Raw genomic sequence first — 16,943 nt, 5'->3', positions numbered from 1 at the left:
GTGAAAACGATGTTCACCCAGAAAAGATATATGTTATTTTAACAAATACAGGTATATAAAATCAATACAAATTAGCGATACTTGTATACTGAGAACGGACTTTTTATATCGTTTTCACATAGTTTATATACTCTTCTATCATAGATAATTATATTATTATAGATAATAATATACCCTGTCATCTTTAATAATTGATGACAGAGTATCATTATAGTTTATTAAATTTGTTCTCTTACCTTATACATACATAGAGCTGCTGCAATTGATACATTTAAAGATTCTATATCACCATACATAGGAATTGTAATAGCTTGGTCACACATTTCAATAATGTCTCTAGATACTCCATTACCTTCATTACCGAGTATAACCATAGTTCGTTTTGCATATGAAATGGTATGATATGGTTTTGCATTATTTAGTGAGGTAACATAGGTTTTTATAGTATTATCCTTTACCAAATCATAAAATTCAGATAATGTAACATCTTCAAAAATAGGAATATTACAAAGAGCACTCATCGTACTACGTACGCATTTTTCATTATAAGGATCTACTGTTCCTTTTAACAAGAATATACCTTTAGCACCAACAGCTACAGCTGTGCGAATTATAGTGCCTAAATTTCCCGGATCCTGTACACCATCAAGAGCAATATATAATCCATCCTCTACTACAAATGAATGTAAATCATTAACACATTTTTTTGCTATACCTAATATACCTTGTCCATTTACAGAATGCTCAATTTTATTAAATATTGGATCTTGTACTATATAGATAGAAGAAACAGTAAAACCTTTTTGTATTAATGGTTCCAATTCACTTTGCTTTGATTCCCTAATTAATATAGAGCGCAAATATCCTTTGTTCCCTATATCCGTTACAGCACGAATTCCTTCCACTATGTATTCACCAAATCTTTGACGATATTTTCGCTGTTGTAAACTGATAATATGTTTTATAGTCTTATTGTCTTTTGATTGAATATAATCTATTTTTGGTGATTCCATAACTTGTAAAAATCTCCCTTATGTTGCATAAGTTCCTCAAATGTTCCATCTTCCACAATCTTACCATAGGAAAGAACTAGAATTCTATTTGCTTTTTGTACAGTTGATAATCGATGTGCTACGTTAATAATAGTTTTTTCGCCACGTATAGTTTCAATACTTTTTTGAATTTGTGATTCCGTATGACTATCTATATTTGCTGTAGCTTCATCAAGTAATAAGATTGGTCTATTTAAAATCAACGTTCTTGCAAAAGCCAATAATTGTTTTTGGCCATCTGATAACAGAGACCCTAAATATCCTACTGATGTTTGATAACCATCAGGCAAAGATTCAATCATATCATGTAATTTGACCTTTTTAGTAGCATTCACAATAGTATCCATAGAGATAGAGGAATCATATAAATTAAGATTGTCTTGAATGGTACCTTTGAATAAGTAAGCATTTTGAAATACATAACCCATTATATTTCTAATCATAGAAGAATCATAGTTGTTAATGTTATAACCATTTATATAGATATCACCTTTTGTTGGTCGTAATATCCCCATTAGTAATGAGAGCAATGTAGACTTGCCACTACCAGATAATCCAACAATACCAAGATATTCTCCTTTTTTGATTCTAAAAGAGATGTTATTTAAAGCATATATATCATTGTCATCATAAGAGTAATAGACATCTTTTAGTTCAATTGAATCAATATATTTAAATTCATCAGGAACAGTAGTTATTAATTCACGCTTTGGTTCATCTAAAATAGGAATCAATCGTTCTGCACCAGCTAAGGCACTTTGTAATGAATTATATTTATCTGCAATTTCTTTCATCGGTTGAAAGAATCGATCCATATATTGTATAAATGCGAATACTGTACCGGCATCGGCTACAGAATCTAATAGATTTGTCATTGTAAAAATAACAATGAGTGCTACAAAAAATAATCCATCTACAAGAGGTCTAAATATAGAAAAGGTAGTAACCTCAAATATACCAGCTTTTAAAAACTCGCGATTTACGGTATCATACCGATGTTCAATACTTCGTTCACCTAAATATGTTTTTACAATTAATATGTAATTCAATAATTCTTTGATACTCGAATTAGATGCTGCCACAGAAGAACGAACTTGTCTAAAAGCTTTTCTGGAAAATTTTTGATACACCCAGATAATAAACCCCATTATAGGAATCAACAAAGTCATAACAATTGCTAAGGGCACATTAATAGCATACATAAAGACTAAAATACCCAAAATCATCAATGCACTACTTATGAGTTTTAGCAATACATCTGTATATAATGTACGCAATGATTCTACGTCATTAGTAATACGAGTCACCCAATTCCCGATAGGCAAAGACTGAAAATCTTCGGCGGATTTATGAAGAATTTTTTCAAATACCGTACTACGTATATGAAAAATAATCTTCTGCCCAAAGGTAGATAATAAATAGTTTTGTAAAAGGATAAAGACAATGCTGCCAACTATAGTTAATGCATATAATCCAGCATAATGCTGAATCGTATTTAAATCTTTCATAGCAAAGCCCAAATCGATAACTTGTTTTGATAAATATGGACGTATGAGTGAAGATAGTAAATTGCTAATAAGGGCCATACTAGCCAAAATAAGTAACCATAAATAAGGTCTAATATATTTCGTTAGATATGTAAATAGGTGCCAATCATTATATTTAAGTTTCATTATTGGACCTCCTTATTTTGAGCTGTATACATTTGATAATATAAACCTTTTTTGCACATTAACTCATTATGAGTTCCTACTTCACAAATTCTGCCCTCATCAAACACAATTATACGATCTGCATGTTTGATTACTTCTAGTCGTTGGGATATACATAAAATGGTTTTATCTTTTGTATCCTGCAACACTTGTAATATTTCATCTACAGTTACGGTATCTAAAGCAGAGAAGCAATTATCTAATAATAAGTAAGGTGCATTTTTGTAAAATCCACGTGCAATATTGATCCGTTGTTTTTGCCCACCTGATAAATCGCGCCCCTCTTCTGCTAATACGTTTAATGGATTCTCCAAATCTTTTCCTAAGTCACGATATAATTGCGCTTTTTTTGCTGCCTCAGCAACGGTAGTATGATTTTTATTTTCATAGCCGAAACTAATGTTGTCAGCTATTGTTGAACTTAGTAGATATGATTGAGTTGGCACATAAGAAATTGAATTTCTTATAGTACCAATTGGTAGTGTTGTAATATCTTGATTATTAATATAAATAGTTTTTGATGGTGCTTTTTGAAGTCCTAATAACAATTTAAAAAGCGTACTTTTACCAGAGCCAGGCTTACCCACTATGCCTACAAACTCTCCTTTTTTGAATGTAATATTAATTTGACGTAATGCAGGTGATTTAGACTCATTATAGGTGAAATTTAAATATTTTATATCTATATCTCCTAAAGCAAGTTGTTTGCCATCGGTATCATTACATTCTGCAGGTAAACTCATAAAATCTACAATTCGATCAAGTGAGGCCAGTCCCTTTTGGACTATAGTTACTAATGAACCTAACGAAATTAATGGACCTATAATAAGCATAATAAAAGCATTGATTGTAACAAATTCACCGACAGTCATCTGTCCTTCTACAGCTAATGAACCACATATATACATACTAATACTAATACAAATAAAAGGTGCAATCATGGTTAAAGGCGATAAAATAGCATCAAGAATGGCTACACTCATATTATCTGAATAATTTTTCTTGTTGATACGATTAAACAATCCACCTATAGTCGATTCTTTATTAAAAGCACGAATAACATCCATGCCTTGAAAAAGTTCTTGTCCAAATTCTGTCATATCACTATATGTGGTTTGAGCTTGACGTTGTTTCTTTCGCAAACGTCTTCCTAGCGTAAAAATTGAACCTAAAATAAAAACAACCGGGGTCATAATCTTTAAGGCTAAGACAAAATCTATTTTTTGAATTAAAATGATAGAGCCTAATATTGAATATAAAATGATATCAACGATAATCATAACACCTAAACCGAGAGCAACGCGTAGAGATGTGACATCATTTGTCATCAAAGCCATTACTTTACCAGGACCGTTAACATCATAATATGTAGTGGGGATTTCTAGCGCTCGAGCACATAATTTTTGGCGAAATAAATATTCCATGCGTCGGATAGATCCTAATAATGTTCTACGTGATATAACTTTCAATATAGTAATAATGATTAATAAACCTATAAAATAAAATATATAATGGGTTAATCCCTCTTTATTATGACTTAATGTATCGATGGCACTACCAATTAATTGTGGTACGATTAAAAAAGCTACATCGATTGCGATTAGTATAGTTAATCCGATGAGATAATATATACCTTCACGACGAAAAAATTCCTTGAAAATTGCATATGGATTCATCGTATACCTCCTTTTTTCTTTCTATCGTACCATTTACTACATAATTCTTCTACCAAAAACATTAAAGTGAACTATATCCAAAATTAATAACAAACTATATCGAAAAAATTAGTTTACTAAAATGGATAGAAATGATATACTAACCATAGAAACATTGTTTAATCTATTTAGTATATAAACTCTTAGGAGGAATGAAACATGGAAAAACGTACTGGTGTTGTAACATTTGCAGGTGGTCCAATCACATTGGTAGGCCCAGAAATTAAAGTAGGTCAACAAGCACCTGATTTTACTGTACTATCAAATGATTTACAACCTAAGACTTTAAAAGATTATGAAGGTAAAGTAAAAGTGATTTCTGTAGTACCTTCTCTTGATACTGGTGTATGTGATGCACAAACTCGTTGGTTTAACCAAGATGCAACAGGTTTATCTGATGATGTAGTTGTATTAACTATTTCTATGGACCTTCCATTTGCTCAAAAGCGCTGGTGTGGTGCTGCAGGCGTAGATAAAGTAGAAACATTGTCTGACCACAAAGATGCATCTTTTGGTACAAACTATGGTTTCTTAATTGAAGAATTACGTCTATTGTCCCGTGGTGTTGTGGTTATCAACAAAGATAATAAAGTGACATATGTTGAATATGTACCTGAAGTAACTCAAGCTGTTAATTTTGATGCAGCGTTAGAAGCAATTAAAGCTGATATCTAATAACTACTTAATAAAAAGGTCGTACATTGTACGGCCTTTTTATATGTTTTAATTTTATAATTGGAGATATTTATGTGGATTAAAATTTCTAGACTACTCTTAACGATCAAAAATATAGCTTTACTTGGTGTAGGCGTAGCATTATGTATCGCTTTAGTTAATTCACTCATTAATTTAGGAATCATTACATGGGCCAATATTTTTGGTGAAAGTACATACTATTTTCTTATTGAAGAATTAATTACCTTCTTCCTCTACTTCGAATTTATTGCATTAATTGTAAAGTATTTTAAAAATAACTTTCACTTTCCTTTAGACTTTTTCCTATATATAGGCATCACTGCTATTGTTAGATCTGTTATTATAGCTCATGATACATCAATAGATATACTTATATGGTCTATTTCTATTTTGGTTCTTGTATGTAGTTTAGTATTAGTAAAAAAATTTATTGGCCATGATGAATAAACAGTATTATTCATTGAGTTATAGCATGTAAAAAAGGTCCTACCGGTATTCGGTAGGACCTTTTTTTACATATAAAGGATTAGAAAATGTTTTTGCTGTAATTAGCGTATTTAGCTTCTAATTCTTCCATTTTGTCATTCATTTCTATTTGTAATGCAGATGCAGTATCATAATCTTCAGATTGTAAAGCTTCTACAATACGTGTAAACAAAGATTTGCGATCATCACTATCTTTTGCAAGATAGAAACGTAAGTCATTAACTTCGGCAAAACGTTTGTCATCAATACTGTTGCGGCTATCAGTATGAATAGAAACCATTTTTCTTACTGTTTCCATGTTATTAGGAATAATACGATGAGCTAACACAAGTTTCCAACGTTTCAAAATAGAAGCAATAAAGGAATCCATTAAATCATGAGCAAATGCGTCACCTTGTGCCAATGTATTTACAAGTTCAGGATTATTTTTATAACCTTTAATATTTTCCCATACTGTTGCAGGAGCTACGCCGAACATTTGGTTACGTTCTTCTTGAGTGTAGTCTTCAAATACATCTTTTTCAGAACGGAATGCACGTTCTTTAGGTAAGTAGTCTGCATCTTGACCAGCTTCTTTGGAAAGTTCTGCTTCCAATTGAGCTTGAGTTTTACCACTTGTAATAGCATACTTCATACCATCAAATGCAGAGATGAAAATCAATGCCAATGCAATGTATGTATTAGTATAAGGATTTGGAGAACGCAATTCATAACGTGTAGCCATTGGATTGTCAATATCGCGAATCAAACCGCAAAGGATTGTACGGTTACGGCTAGGTTCAGAAGGATCATTGCCTAAGGAAGTTACAATACAAACTGGAGCTTCGAAACCAGGTTTCAAACGATTCAAGGAATCTGTTGTGGAGCTGATGAATGGGTTAATAGCTTCATAGTGTTTCAATAGACCCATAATTGCACCAATACCCAAGGAGCTAGCAGATTCTTTTTTCATATCTTCTGGACTAAATAAGTTAACAAGTTTGCCAGATTTTAATTTTGCCATAACACCAAAGTGAGTATGTTCACCAGAACCAGCAACACCGATAATTGGTTTTGCATTAAATGTTACATCAAGACCGTTTTCACGGAATACTTCACGAACAATAATACGAGCTTGTAATTCGTTATCTGCTGTTTGTAATGGGTTACCAGAGAATTTCCAGTCGATTTCCAATTGTTCCAATACAACGGATTCATGACCATCTTCATCAAGTTTAGCTTTTACACCACCAACTTCTTTATGGCCCATTTCAGCGTCCATACCATATTGATCAAGACGTTCTACAGCTTGTTCTAATGCTGTACGAACAGTACCATGTGTACGTTGCCAGTATTGCTCTTGCAAACGTTGAGAAACGGACAATTCTTTTTTAGTAACTGTTTTAGAAGGTGTTTTTACCCAGAATTCTAATTCAGTAGCAGATGTGAAAACGATATCTACCACATCATCAGCTTTCACATGAGGCATGCCAGGTACACCTTTTTCTTTGATTAAGGATAATAATTCTGCACGAACATAGTCACAACTGCGTTTCAAGATAGAACGAGAATCTACATAGCGGTAATTATGCATCAAGAATGCAGGAATACGAAGTGTACCAGTTGGCAAACCTGTTGCTTCATCAATGTTTTCGTAGTTGTAATCAACAAACCAGTTTACACTTGGGTCGCCCCACATATCAACACGAGCATTGTTCAATGTAGCAATATTTGTCAATACTACAGAGGAACCATCAGTTTGAACAGCACGACCTTCAAAGAATGCTTCATAATCATCAAAGAATGCGGCCATTGGGATTTTTTCATCTGTATCATTACCAGCTAAGTCGATACCTACTAAAGATACAAATTTAATTTCTGGATGTTGTTCTAATAAAGATAAAACCCCTTCTTTACCATATTGACCTGCAGGAATGTAATACAATAATTCTTTTGTAGCCATATTTGTTCCTCCTAAACTATAAAAAGACTCCAACAATACAGATATACAAACTGCATACCTATCCAGTGGAGTCTTCATTGACTAATTATTTTCTTGAATACATATTACCATAGTGAGAAAATTCTTGTCAATAAATTTCTATAGAATCTTACTAAAATATTAACCTAGTAATTCTTTTACGATGGTATTTACTAATTTACCATCTGCACGGCCTTTAGTATGTGGCATAACATGTTTCATAACATTACCCATATTTACGGTATCGCCGCATTCTGCAATGGCTTTTTTTACAACATCTCGAATTTCATCTTCTGTCATTTGAGCTGGCATATATTTTTGGAGAACAGATATTTCTTCCTTAACATGGCTAATTAAATCTTCACGACCTGCCTTTTCAAATTCTACAAGAGAATCTTGGCGTGTTTTCATTTCTTTAGCTAAAATACCTAATACACCATTATCATCAAGTTCAATTTTATCATTTATTTCTGTATTTTTAATGGCACTATTGACCATACGAATAACAGATAAAGCTATCTTGCCTTCTTCTCGAGCCTTCATAGCAGCTTTCATATCTTCTTTTAATTGATCTTTTAAACTCATGGTAACCTCCTATACGACTCAATCATTAATAAAAATATTAGTATCTAAAAAACTAATATATATAAAGAAACCCTAATCCTGAATTTCATGAAGCCATGAAAAGGCAGAATTAGGGTAATCATCTTATGCTCTGAATTTGCGTTTTCTTGCTGCTTCAGATTTTTTCTTTCTTTTTACGCTTGGTTTTTCGTAGTGTTCGCGTTTTCTTACTTCAGACAAAACACCTGCTTTTTGGCAGGAGCGTTTGAATCGACGAAGAGCACTTTCAAGCGTTTCGTTTTTACCGACTTTAATTTCAGACATCTATATCCCTCCCTCCAAAATTAATCTCAGGGAAGTGCTGATAATTTTATTTACGCACATATACATATTATATGTAGAATACTAGGTTCTGTCAATATATACCACTATATTTTATAAGAATTTTATTACAAATCAATATTTTTTGATGTCTTAATACTTTAAAATTAATAATTTTCTTATTAAAAACTCATTAAGCTTCAGGCCAACCCATTTCCTCGCCACCCAATAGATGTGCATGCATGTGGAATACAGTTTGACCTGCTTTTGCGCCAGTATTAAAAATCAATCGATAACCATCCTTAGAAATACCAAGCTCTTTTGCTACATCACGAACAAATGGCAATAAACCTTCAACATACTTTTCATTCTTTTCTGTGATATGGGCAATATTAGCAACATGATTTTTAGGAACGATGAGTACATGAACTTTTTTTACAGGTTCAATATCATAAAATGCATAGAATTTATCATTTTCTAATACTTTTTTTGATGGAATTTCACCATTAATAATTTTACAAAAAATGCAGTCGCTCATGGGGGACCTCCTCTATCTTATTCAATAATTACAAAATCTTTGTCAACAGCAACTACTGTGCCACCAATAAGATCACCTATAGAATGCTGACCATCTGATTTAACTCTACCATGTATATATTCATTTGTTAAGCCCGTATAGTATCCATTTTCCTCTTTTTCAATAAGAATTTCTCCTGGTTTACCTATACGAGAGGTTGCATACGCTTGTAAACCTTTTTCACTTAAATCATTTAAAAGTGCTACGCGCGCTTTTTTTACAGCTTCTGGTACTTGATTTGGCATTGTGGCGGCCGGTGTACCTTCACGAATAGAATATGGGAATGCATGAATATGAGTAAAGCCAATTTCTTTTACTGTATTCATAGTTTCATCAAAGTCTTCATCAGTTTCTTGGGGAAATCCTGCGATGATATCGGTTGTAATTGATAAATCGGGAATACGATGTCTTAAATTTGTAATCAAGTCTTTATATTCTTGAAGCGTATAATGTCGTTTCATCAAAGTTAGAACATGATCTGATCCTGCTTGAAGAGGTAAATGTAAATGTGGACATACACGTTTATTAGTAGCCATTAACTCAATAAGTTCATCAGATACTTCAACAGACTCAATAGATCCAAAACGTATGCGATGTAAGTTTTGGATTTCTAAGAGAGCTTTTACTACATTTGCTAGTGTAGGTCTTCCTGGTAGTTCAACGCCATAGTTCCCAAGGTGAATACCAGTTAAAACGATTTCGTGAAACCCATGTTCTACTAAACGTTTTGCTTCATTTACTATGTCATCGACTTTACGAGACTTTAATTTTCCACGCGTATAAGGAATGATACAAAACGCACAATAATTATTACAACCTTCTTGGATTTTCATAAAGGCTCTCGATTTATCCGATTCATTACCAAATAATGGCATTTCTTCAAAATTAGACTCTTTCATGATATCGCGAACAGCATTAATTTGACGTTCTGTTGTTTCTAATTGTTCAACAAGTTCTACAATTTTTGAACGATTATTTGTGCCAATTACTAGATTAACGCCATCGATGGCAGCAATTGCATCAGGGTCAAGCTGTGCATAACAGCCTGTAACTATTACATAAGCATCTTGATTTTGACGTTTAGCTTTACGAATTAATTGACGAGACTTTTTCTCTCCCATATTTGTAACAGAACATGTATTAATAACATAAATATCAGCCTTAGAGTCAAAATCAACAGTTTCATAATCATGTTGTAAAAATAACCCCTTCATAGCATCCGTATCATACTGATTGACACGACAACCAAGGGTTGTAAAGGCAACGGTTTTCATTGCACCTCCCAATTCTTTATCTCAATAAAGCTAAGTAAATAACACAGCATAACTTAATAATTATAATTCCAATTCATATTTTATCATGGAAACAGCAGCAATAGCAGCTGTTTCAGCACGTAGTATGGTATGGCCTAATGTAACTGATTGAGCACCACTTTTTATAATATCATTGATTTCTTTCTCTTGAAAGCCCCCTTCAGGGCCAATACAAATTAAGATATCCCTATTAGTTGAATCACTATTAATAGCCTTTAAAGCATCTTTTATGGAGTAGCCCGCTTCATTTTCATAGGCAACCAATTTTAAAGATTCAGATTCGATGTCTAATACATTAGAAAGTGGCTCATCCACAACGAGCGTAGGTAACTGTGTACGCCCGCATTGTTGAGAAGCCTCTAACATAATCTTTTCCCAACGACTAGATTTTGACTTTAATTTTTTTACATCATACTTAGCTACACAGTTCAATGTAGGTACAAGATATACCGTATCGACATTAAGCTCTGTAGCTTTTTGTAAAACCCATTCTAATTTTTCACCTTTTAAATAAGCTTGCACTAATATGATTCTATGCATAGATGTAGGAGTATCAATATATTCTATAAGACTAGCTTGTGCTAAGCCATTTATCTCATCATTAATCTGATAGATACCACAACGGTTATCGCTACCTGTGACAGTGATTGGTTTTTCTATATTATGACGAAACACATGTAATATATGATGGGTTATATCTTTTGGTAATTCAATGATTTCATTTAATGGTGTAGGAATAAATATCTTTTTCATAATTTTGTTAACGCAAATGTATGCCAAGGTCCAGCAATGCGCTCCTCAATAATTTGCCAATATTCATTAATATAAGGCATAATTTCATCATAGCGGTCATCAATAATGCCACTGATAATTAATATACCTTTATCATCTATTTTTTTACCTATTTGAGGTAATAAAATCTTTAATGGATCCACTGTTAAGTTAGCTAAAACTAATTGAGCAATGCCATTAAAATCCGCATCCAAATTACCACAGATTATATCAGCTATGACATGATTATTCTCACAATTTATCTTTGCCTGTTTAGCAGCATATTCTTCGATATCAATTCCAATTAAATTTTTTATACCTAAATGGGCAGCTACTAATAAAAGTATACCTGTACCTGTGCCAATATCTAAACAAGTAATAGAATCAAGATTCATAGATTCAGCATATTTTTTTAATAATTCAGCACAACTTTTTGTTGTTTCATGTGAACCAGTACCAAATGATATATCTGAATCTATTTCAATAATGGCCTTATTATGCTTATTATCATAATCTTGCCATGCAGGTCTGATTATTAAATTAGGTAGTATTTCTGTAGGTTCTATATACTGTTGCCAAGAATTAAGCCAAGTAGATTCATCTAACATATGTGTATCTATTGATGTAATATCGATGTTGGCTTCGTTAAGACGCTGTTTTATATCAGACTTAATCGTGTTACAATCTAATGCTGCATCGGCATAAAGAGTTAATTGTATTAAATTAGGTTGATCTTCAACATCTTCTTCTATAATTCCATTGTCTGCATAATCGTCAAAAAGAGTAGTCACCTCATCGGTGGCTACTCTTTCGCAGACAATAGATATTTCTATCCATTGCATAAATGCTCCTTTACTATTGATGCGCAGGAACTAACCATTCACGCACCAGAGCTGTTCATTTAGTTAAACAATCCTTAATTTTTTCAAATAAACTTTTGCTAACTTGTAAGTTATTAACATCCTCATTGCTTTCACTAGCAAAACGAAGTAATAATTCACGTTGCTTTTCTGTTAACTTTTTAGGAGTTTGCACAGTTACAACAACATGTTGATCACCTCGTTGTTTAGGATTACGTAAATAGGGAATACCTTTGCCCTTAAGTCTGAATGCAGTTCCCGTTTGAGTGCCTTCTGGAATCTTCAACTCTACTTTACCATCTAAGGTATTCACTTGTACAGTTGCACCTAAAGCAGCTTGTGCAAAACTAATATTTACACGACTAATAACATCATTTCCATTGCGGTCAAATTCCTTATGAGGTCGTACATATATATAAACATATAAGTCTCCTTTAGGACCGCCTAGAATACCAGGTTCACCTTCGTTAGAAACACGTAATCTAGATCCGTTATCAACACCAGCAGGAATCTTGATATCTATCTTTCGTTTTACAAGTACCTCACCAGATCCACGGCATTTGGAACAAGGTTTTTCTATTACCTTACCAGCTCCATGACAACGAGAACATGTACGAGCAGATTGCATACGTCCAAAAGGTGTATTTTGAATAACAACTTCCTGACCAGAACCATGACAATTTGGACATGTATCAACCTTAGATCCTGGTTCACCACCAGTGCCATGGCAATGGTCGCATTCCTCATGACGTTGCACAGTAATGGACATAGATTTACCAAATGCAGCATCTTCAAATGAAATATCTATATCTTCGCGTAAATCACTACCTTTTTGTGGACCTTGTTGTTGGCGGCCTCCACCACCAAACATACCACCAAAGATATCACCGAAAATATCACCAAAACCGCCAGCTTGGCCACCAAAACCGCCAAAGCCACCTTGGAAACCACCGGCTCCAGCGCCACCCCCTTGTTTGAAGGCGTCGTGGCCGAATTGGTCATATTGTGCTTTTTTAGTTTCATCAGACAATACTTCGTAAGCTTCATTAGCTTCTTTGAATTTAGCTTCTGCTTCTTTTGGATTATCTTTATTTACGTCGGGATGGTATTGGCGAGCCTTTTTACGAAAGGCCTTTTTGATTTCATCTTGGGAAGCATTTTTACTAACACCAAGGATGTCATAATAATCTCTTGCCATACGTTATACTACCCTTCTTATTTCTTATCGTCATCCACTACAGTGTAATCAGCATCAACTACATTATCGTCTGATTTACCTTGTTCACTTTGTTTAGCATCACCAGCAGCTTGTTGTGCTTGTTGTGCTGCTGCATACATTTGTTCAGCTAATTTGTGCAATGGTTGTTCTAAAGCTTCACTGTCTTTTTTGATATCTTCAATGTTGCCAACTTCAATAGATTTTTTCAATTTATCTTTAGCTTCTTCTACTTCTTTCATTAATGCAGCATCGCCTTTTCCTTCAAGATCTTTCAATGCTTTTTCAGCTTGGTATACTAAGGAATCTGCATTATTTTTAACGTCTAGTTCTTCTTTTTTGGCTTTGTCTTCTGCAGCGTGAGCTTCGGCTTCTTTAACCATGCGGTCTATTTCATCTTGTTTTAAACCGCTAGAAGAAGTAATTGTAATTTTTTGTTCTTTTTGAGTACCTAAATCTTTAGCTTTTACATGTACGATACCGTTAGCATCAATGTCAAATGTTACTTCGATTTGAGGAACCCCACGAGGAGCCGCTGGGATACCATCTAAGTTAAAACGACCCAATGTTTTATTATCTGCTGCGAATTCACGTTCACCTTGTAATACGTGAATATCTACAGATGGTTGGTTATCAGCTGCAGTGGAGAATACTTGAGATTTAGATGTAGGAATTGTAGTGTTACGATCAATGATACGAGTGAATACACCGCCCATTGTTTCAATACCAAGAGACAATGGAGTTACGTCAAGTAATAATACGTCTTTTACTTCACCTACTAATACACCACCTTGAATAGCAGCACCAATAGCTACACATTCATCAGGGTTAACGTTTTTAGTTGGTTCTTTACCCAATACTTTTTTAATGGCCTCTTGTACAGCTGGGATACGGCTAGAACCACCAACTAACAATACTTTATCGATATCAGAGGCAGATAAGCCAGCATCGTTCATTGCTTTACGAGTAGGTTCAATTGTAGCTTGTACCAAATCAGCAGTTAATTCTTCAAATTTAGCACGAGTCAATGTTACATCTAAGTGTTTAGGACCAGTAGCATCAGCTGTGATGAATGGCAAGTTGATGTTTGTACTAGCTACACCAGACAATTCAATTTTTGCCTTTTCAGCAGCTTCTTTTAAACGTTGATCAGCTAATTTATCATTGGATAAATCGATACCAGTTTCTTTTTTGAATTCTTCGATAAGATAGTTCATAATGCGTTGGTCAAAGTCATCACCACCAAGATGATTATTACCAGATGTTGCCAATACTTCGAATACGCCATCACCAAGTTCAAGGATAGATACATCGAATGTACCACCACCAAGGTCAAATACAAGAACTTTACCATCTTCGTCTTTATCTACACCATATGCAAGAGCCGCAGCTGTAGGTTCATTAATAATACGAAGTACTTCAAGACCTGCAATAGAACCAGCGTCTTTAGTAGCTTGACGTTGAGCATCTGTAAAGTAAGCAGGAACAGTAATAACAGCTTGTTTTACAGGTTCACCCAAATAAGCCTCAGCGTCAGCTTTAATTTTTTGAAGAATCATTGCAGAAATTTCTTGAGGTGTATATGATTTACCTTCTACAGTTACTTTGTAATCAGAACCCATATGACGTTTAATAGAAATAATTGTGTTTTCTGGATTAGATACAGCTTGACGTTTAGCCAATTGACCAACTAAACGTTCTCCATTTTTGGCAAAACCAACTACGGAAGGGGTTGTACGTGCACCTTCTTGGTTTGTAATAACCGTAGGTTCGCCGCCTTCCATAACAGCAACACAAGAGTTTGTAGTCCCTAAATCAATACCAATTACCTTTGCCATAATATATGACCTCCTAATACTTATAATCTATTCAACAACTTTTACCATTGCTGGTCGAATACAACGACCATCTACAGTATAGCCAGTTTGTAATACTTCACATACCGTATCAGATTCATACTCATCTGATGGTACACGCATAATTGCTTGATGGAAGTTTGGATCAAATGGTTTACCAACTGCATCGATAACAGCTAAACCATGTTTAGATAACATAGCCATCAAGTTTTGATGAATCATAATGAATCCATCAAGGAATACTTTTGTATCCCCTTCTGCAGGAGCCTGTACAGCTCTTTCAAAATTATCTAATACAGGTAGCAAATCCATTAAGACATCGCCTTTAACAAAACCTGCTAACTGTTCTTTTTCTTGATTAGTACGACGTTTAAAATTTTCAAAATCTGCTTGTAAGCGTTTATAACGATTATCAAAATCGGCTTTTAATTCTTCTAATACTTCAGTTGCATCAACTACAGATTCTTCAGCATTCTTTGCTTCAGTCTGTTCGTTAGATTCTTCTGCTGTATTTTCTTTGTCTACCACATCTTTTTTAATTTGTTCTTCAGACATGCCTTATCCTTTCTATAATTGATTTCTCGCCATCGTTTCCATTATATGCTTCATATAAGAAAGCATATTTATAATGCGTCCATATTCCATTCTTGTAGGTCCTAATATTGCCAATGTACCAAGTTGATTATTGTCTTTAGAAAAGTCAGTTTGTATAAGGCTCATATCACTTAATGCATCCATATGATTTTCTGAACCAATCTTAATCTTAATCGGATTTTTTGAATCATCTTGTAATATGTGCCCTAATTCCTGCTGTTCCTCTAATAATGAAAGTACAGGCTGTACCTTTTCTACCGTTTTGAATTCCGGTTGACGTAACAACTCTGTAGCACCTACTGAATAAAATAAGCGCCGTTTGGTGATGGCCCTTAATAAGGTTTCTCCGATTTGTAACAATACGGATTTTGGACCGTCTATATGTGCGATAATGGCACTAATATAATCTGATGTAATATCTTGTAAAAGCTTATTTTGAACAGCATTGCTAAATTGTATAGCTAATCGTTGTAATTCTTCAGCTCTCACTGGTGATGAAAAATACATCAATTCATTATCAAGTGCACCGGTTGCAGTTATTACAACCATAACAGCTTGGTGAGCATCAAGAGTTAAAATATGTATATATTTTAATTGTGCTTGATCATGTCCCGGAGCCAATAATAAACTCATACTATGACTTACTTGAGAAACCAATCTAGCCATATGCAATAACATTTCACTACTCGATAGCTGTGAGTCATTCCATATATTGTTGATTTGTTTCACATCCTCAGTTAAGACTGGACCTTGATGCACCATAGAATCAACGTATAAGCGATAGCCTTTTGATGATGGTATCCGTCCAGCTGATGTATGAGGTTTTTCTAAATAGCCTAAGTCCTCAAGATCAGCCATTTCATTTCTCACCGTGGCAGAACTAATACCTAAATTATAATTTTTAGCTATCGTCCTAGAACCAACAGGCTCAGCAGATTTTACATAATCCTCTATAATCGCTCGTAAGATGCGTTGTTTTCTTTCATCCATAATGACACCTCACTTGTTAGCACTCAAAATATTCGAGTGCTAATCGCATGTATAATATTACCATATCAAAATAAAATGTCAAGTAAAATTATCCTTAAAAACCCTAATAAAATCAGTTTAGTCAAAAAGACAATTTAATTTTCTTATAAAATAAGTCAAAAAGGCAATCTTTTATTTTGCTAAAATAGTCAAAAAGACAATATGCATTAGTGTTTAGAATAGACTATCTATAAAGTTAAAATAGCCCTTAGTACTTTTTA

16 protein-coding genes are annotated in these 16,943 nt (G+C 33.8%); 2 read left to right on the top strand and 14 right to left on the bottom strand.

Translation table 11 applies throughout. The features are described 5' to 3' along the window. Nucleotides 1–218 precede the first annotated feature (218 nt). The 3 genes from Q0E20_RS05985 to Q0E20_RS05975 are packed head-to-tail and all read right to left on the bottom strand — an operon-like array spanning nucleotide 219 to nucleotide 4,440. Entirely contained in the window at nucleotides 219–1,013 is a 795-nt protein-coding gene (locus Q0E20_RS05985; protein ID WP_295997742.1) for an RNA methyltransferase, read from the bottom strand. Next, a complete protein-coding gene (locus Q0E20_RS05980) occupies nucleotides 995–2,725 on the bottom strand; it encodes an ABC transporter ATP-binding protein (protein WP_295997739.1) in 1,731 nt (576 codons plus the stop codon). The genes Q0E20_RS05985 and Q0E20_RS05980 overlap by 19 nt, the downstream gene beginning before the upstream one ends. After that, nucleotides 2,725–4,440, bottom strand: a complete 1,716-nt coding sequence (locus tag Q0E20_RS05975; RefSeq protein ID WP_295997695.1) for an ABC transporter ATP-binding protein — start codon at nucleotides 4,438–4,440, stop codon at nucleotides 2,725–2,727. Before Q0E20_RS05975 ends, Q0E20_RS05980 begins: the two co-directional genes overlap by 1 nt. 198 nt (nucleotides 4,441–4,638) lie before the next feature. Here Q0E20_RS05975 and tpx point away from each other — a divergent pair, with 198 nt between their 5' ends. Then, nucleotides 4,639–5,154, top strand: coding sequence for a thiol peroxidase (tpx, locus tag Q0E20_RS05970; RefSeq protein WP_295997692.1), 516 nt, complete (start codon nucleotides 4,639–4,641; stop codon nucleotides 5,152–5,154). Between the two features lie 72 nt (nucleotides 5,155–5,226). Next, complete coding sequence (locus tag Q0E20_RS05965; RefSeq protein WP_295997689.1) at nucleotides 5,227–5,622, top strand: phosphate-starvation-inducible protein PsiE; 396 nt, start codon at nucleotides 5,227–5,229, stop codon at nucleotides 5,620–5,622. Between the two features lie 79 nt (nucleotides 5,623–5,701). Here the strand turns inward: Q0E20_RS05965 and Q0E20_RS05960 are convergent, their stop codons facing one another. From Q0E20_RS05960 to hrcA, 11 genes are all read right to left on the bottom strand, one after another. Then, nucleotides 5,702–7,603: a glutamine synthetase gene (locus tag Q0E20_RS05960; protein ID WP_295997688.1), complete on the bottom strand. Its 1,902-nt coding sequence runs from the start codon at nucleotides 7,601–7,603 to the stop codon at nucleotides 5,702–5,704. A gap of 159 nt (nucleotides 7,604–7,762) precedes the next feature. Further along, entirely contained in the window at nucleotides 7,763–8,206 is a 444-nt protein-coding gene (locus Q0E20_RS05955; protein WP_295997685.1) for a GatB/YqeY domain-containing protein, read from the bottom strand. 123 nt (nucleotides 8,207–8,329) lie between these two features. Beyond that, complete coding sequence (gene rpsU / locus Q0E20_RS05950) at nucleotides 8,330–8,509, bottom strand: 30S ribosomal protein S21 (RefSeq protein ID WP_004695751.1); 180 nt, start codon at nucleotides 8,507–8,509, stop codon at nucleotides 8,330–8,332. 190 nt (nucleotides 8,510–8,699) lie between these two features. Next, entirely contained in the window at nucleotides 8,700–9,044 is a 345-nt protein-coding gene (locus Q0E20_RS05945; protein WP_295997682.1) for a histidine triad nucleotide-binding protein, read from the bottom strand. Nucleotides 9,045–9,061: 17 nt separating this feature from the next. Continuing rightward, nucleotides 9,062–10,357: a tRNA (N(6)-L-threonylcarbamoyladenosine(37)-C(2))-methylthiotransferase MtaB gene (gene mtaB, locus Q0E20_RS05940; protein ID WP_295997680.1), complete on the bottom strand. Its 1,296-nt coding sequence runs from the start codon at nucleotides 10,355–10,357 to the stop codon at nucleotides 9,062–9,064. 60 nt (nucleotides 10,358–10,417) lie between these two features. Beyond that, complete coding sequence (locus Q0E20_RS05935; RefSeq protein WP_295997677.1) at nucleotides 10,418–11,149, bottom strand: 16S rRNA (uracil(1498)-N(3))-methyltransferase; 732 nt, start codon at nucleotides 11,147–11,149, stop codon at nucleotides 10,418–10,420. Continuing rightward, nucleotides 11,146–12,009: a 50S ribosomal protein L11 methyltransferase gene (locus tag Q0E20_RS05930; RefSeq protein ID WP_295997674.1), complete on the bottom strand. Its 864-nt coding sequence runs from the start codon at nucleotides 12,007–12,009 to the stop codon at nucleotides 11,146–11,148. Before Q0E20_RS05930 ends, Q0E20_RS05935 begins: the two co-directional genes overlap by 4 nt. A 55-nt stretch (nucleotides 12,010–12,064) precedes the next feature. After that, nucleotides 12,065–13,225 carry a molecular chaperone DnaJ gene (gene dnaJ, locus Q0E20_RS05925; protein ID WP_295997671.1) on the bottom strand — a complete coding sequence of 387 codons (1,161 nt, stop codon included), beginning with the start codon at nucleotides 13,223–13,225 and terminating at the stop codon, nucleotides 12,065–12,067. 17 nt (nucleotides 13,226–13,242) lie between these two features. Further along, nucleotides 13,243–15,081 carry a molecular chaperone DnaK gene (gene dnaK / locus Q0E20_RS05920; RefSeq protein ID WP_295997667.1) on the bottom strand — a complete coding sequence of 613 codons (1,839 nt, stop codon included), beginning with the start codon at nucleotides 15,079–15,081 and terminating at the stop codon, nucleotides 13,243–13,245. 27 nt (nucleotides 15,082–15,108) lie between these two features. Continuing rightward, nucleotides 15,109–15,654, bottom strand: a complete 546-nt coding sequence (grpE, locus tag Q0E20_RS05915) for a nucleotide exchange factor GrpE (RefSeq protein WP_295997664.1) — start codon at nucleotides 15,652–15,654, stop codon at nucleotides 15,109–15,111. Nucleotides 15,655–15,666: 12 nt separating this feature from the next. After that, nucleotides 15,667–16,683 (bottom strand): heat-inducible transcriptional repressor HrcA, encoded by a 1,017-nt coding sequence (gene hrcA / locus Q0E20_RS05910; protein WP_295997662.1) that lies wholly within the window; start codon nucleotides 16,681–16,683, stop codon nucleotides 15,667–15,669. Nucleotides 16,684–16,943 lie beyond the last annotated feature (260 nt).

This window comes from uncultured Veillonella sp. (assembly GCF_934230905.1).
GTDB lineage: Bacteria > Bacillota > Negativicutes > Veillonellales > Veillonellaceae > Veillonella.
Note: the sequence above shows the minus strand (reverse complement) of the source record. Positions and strands in the feature narration are given on the sequence as shown.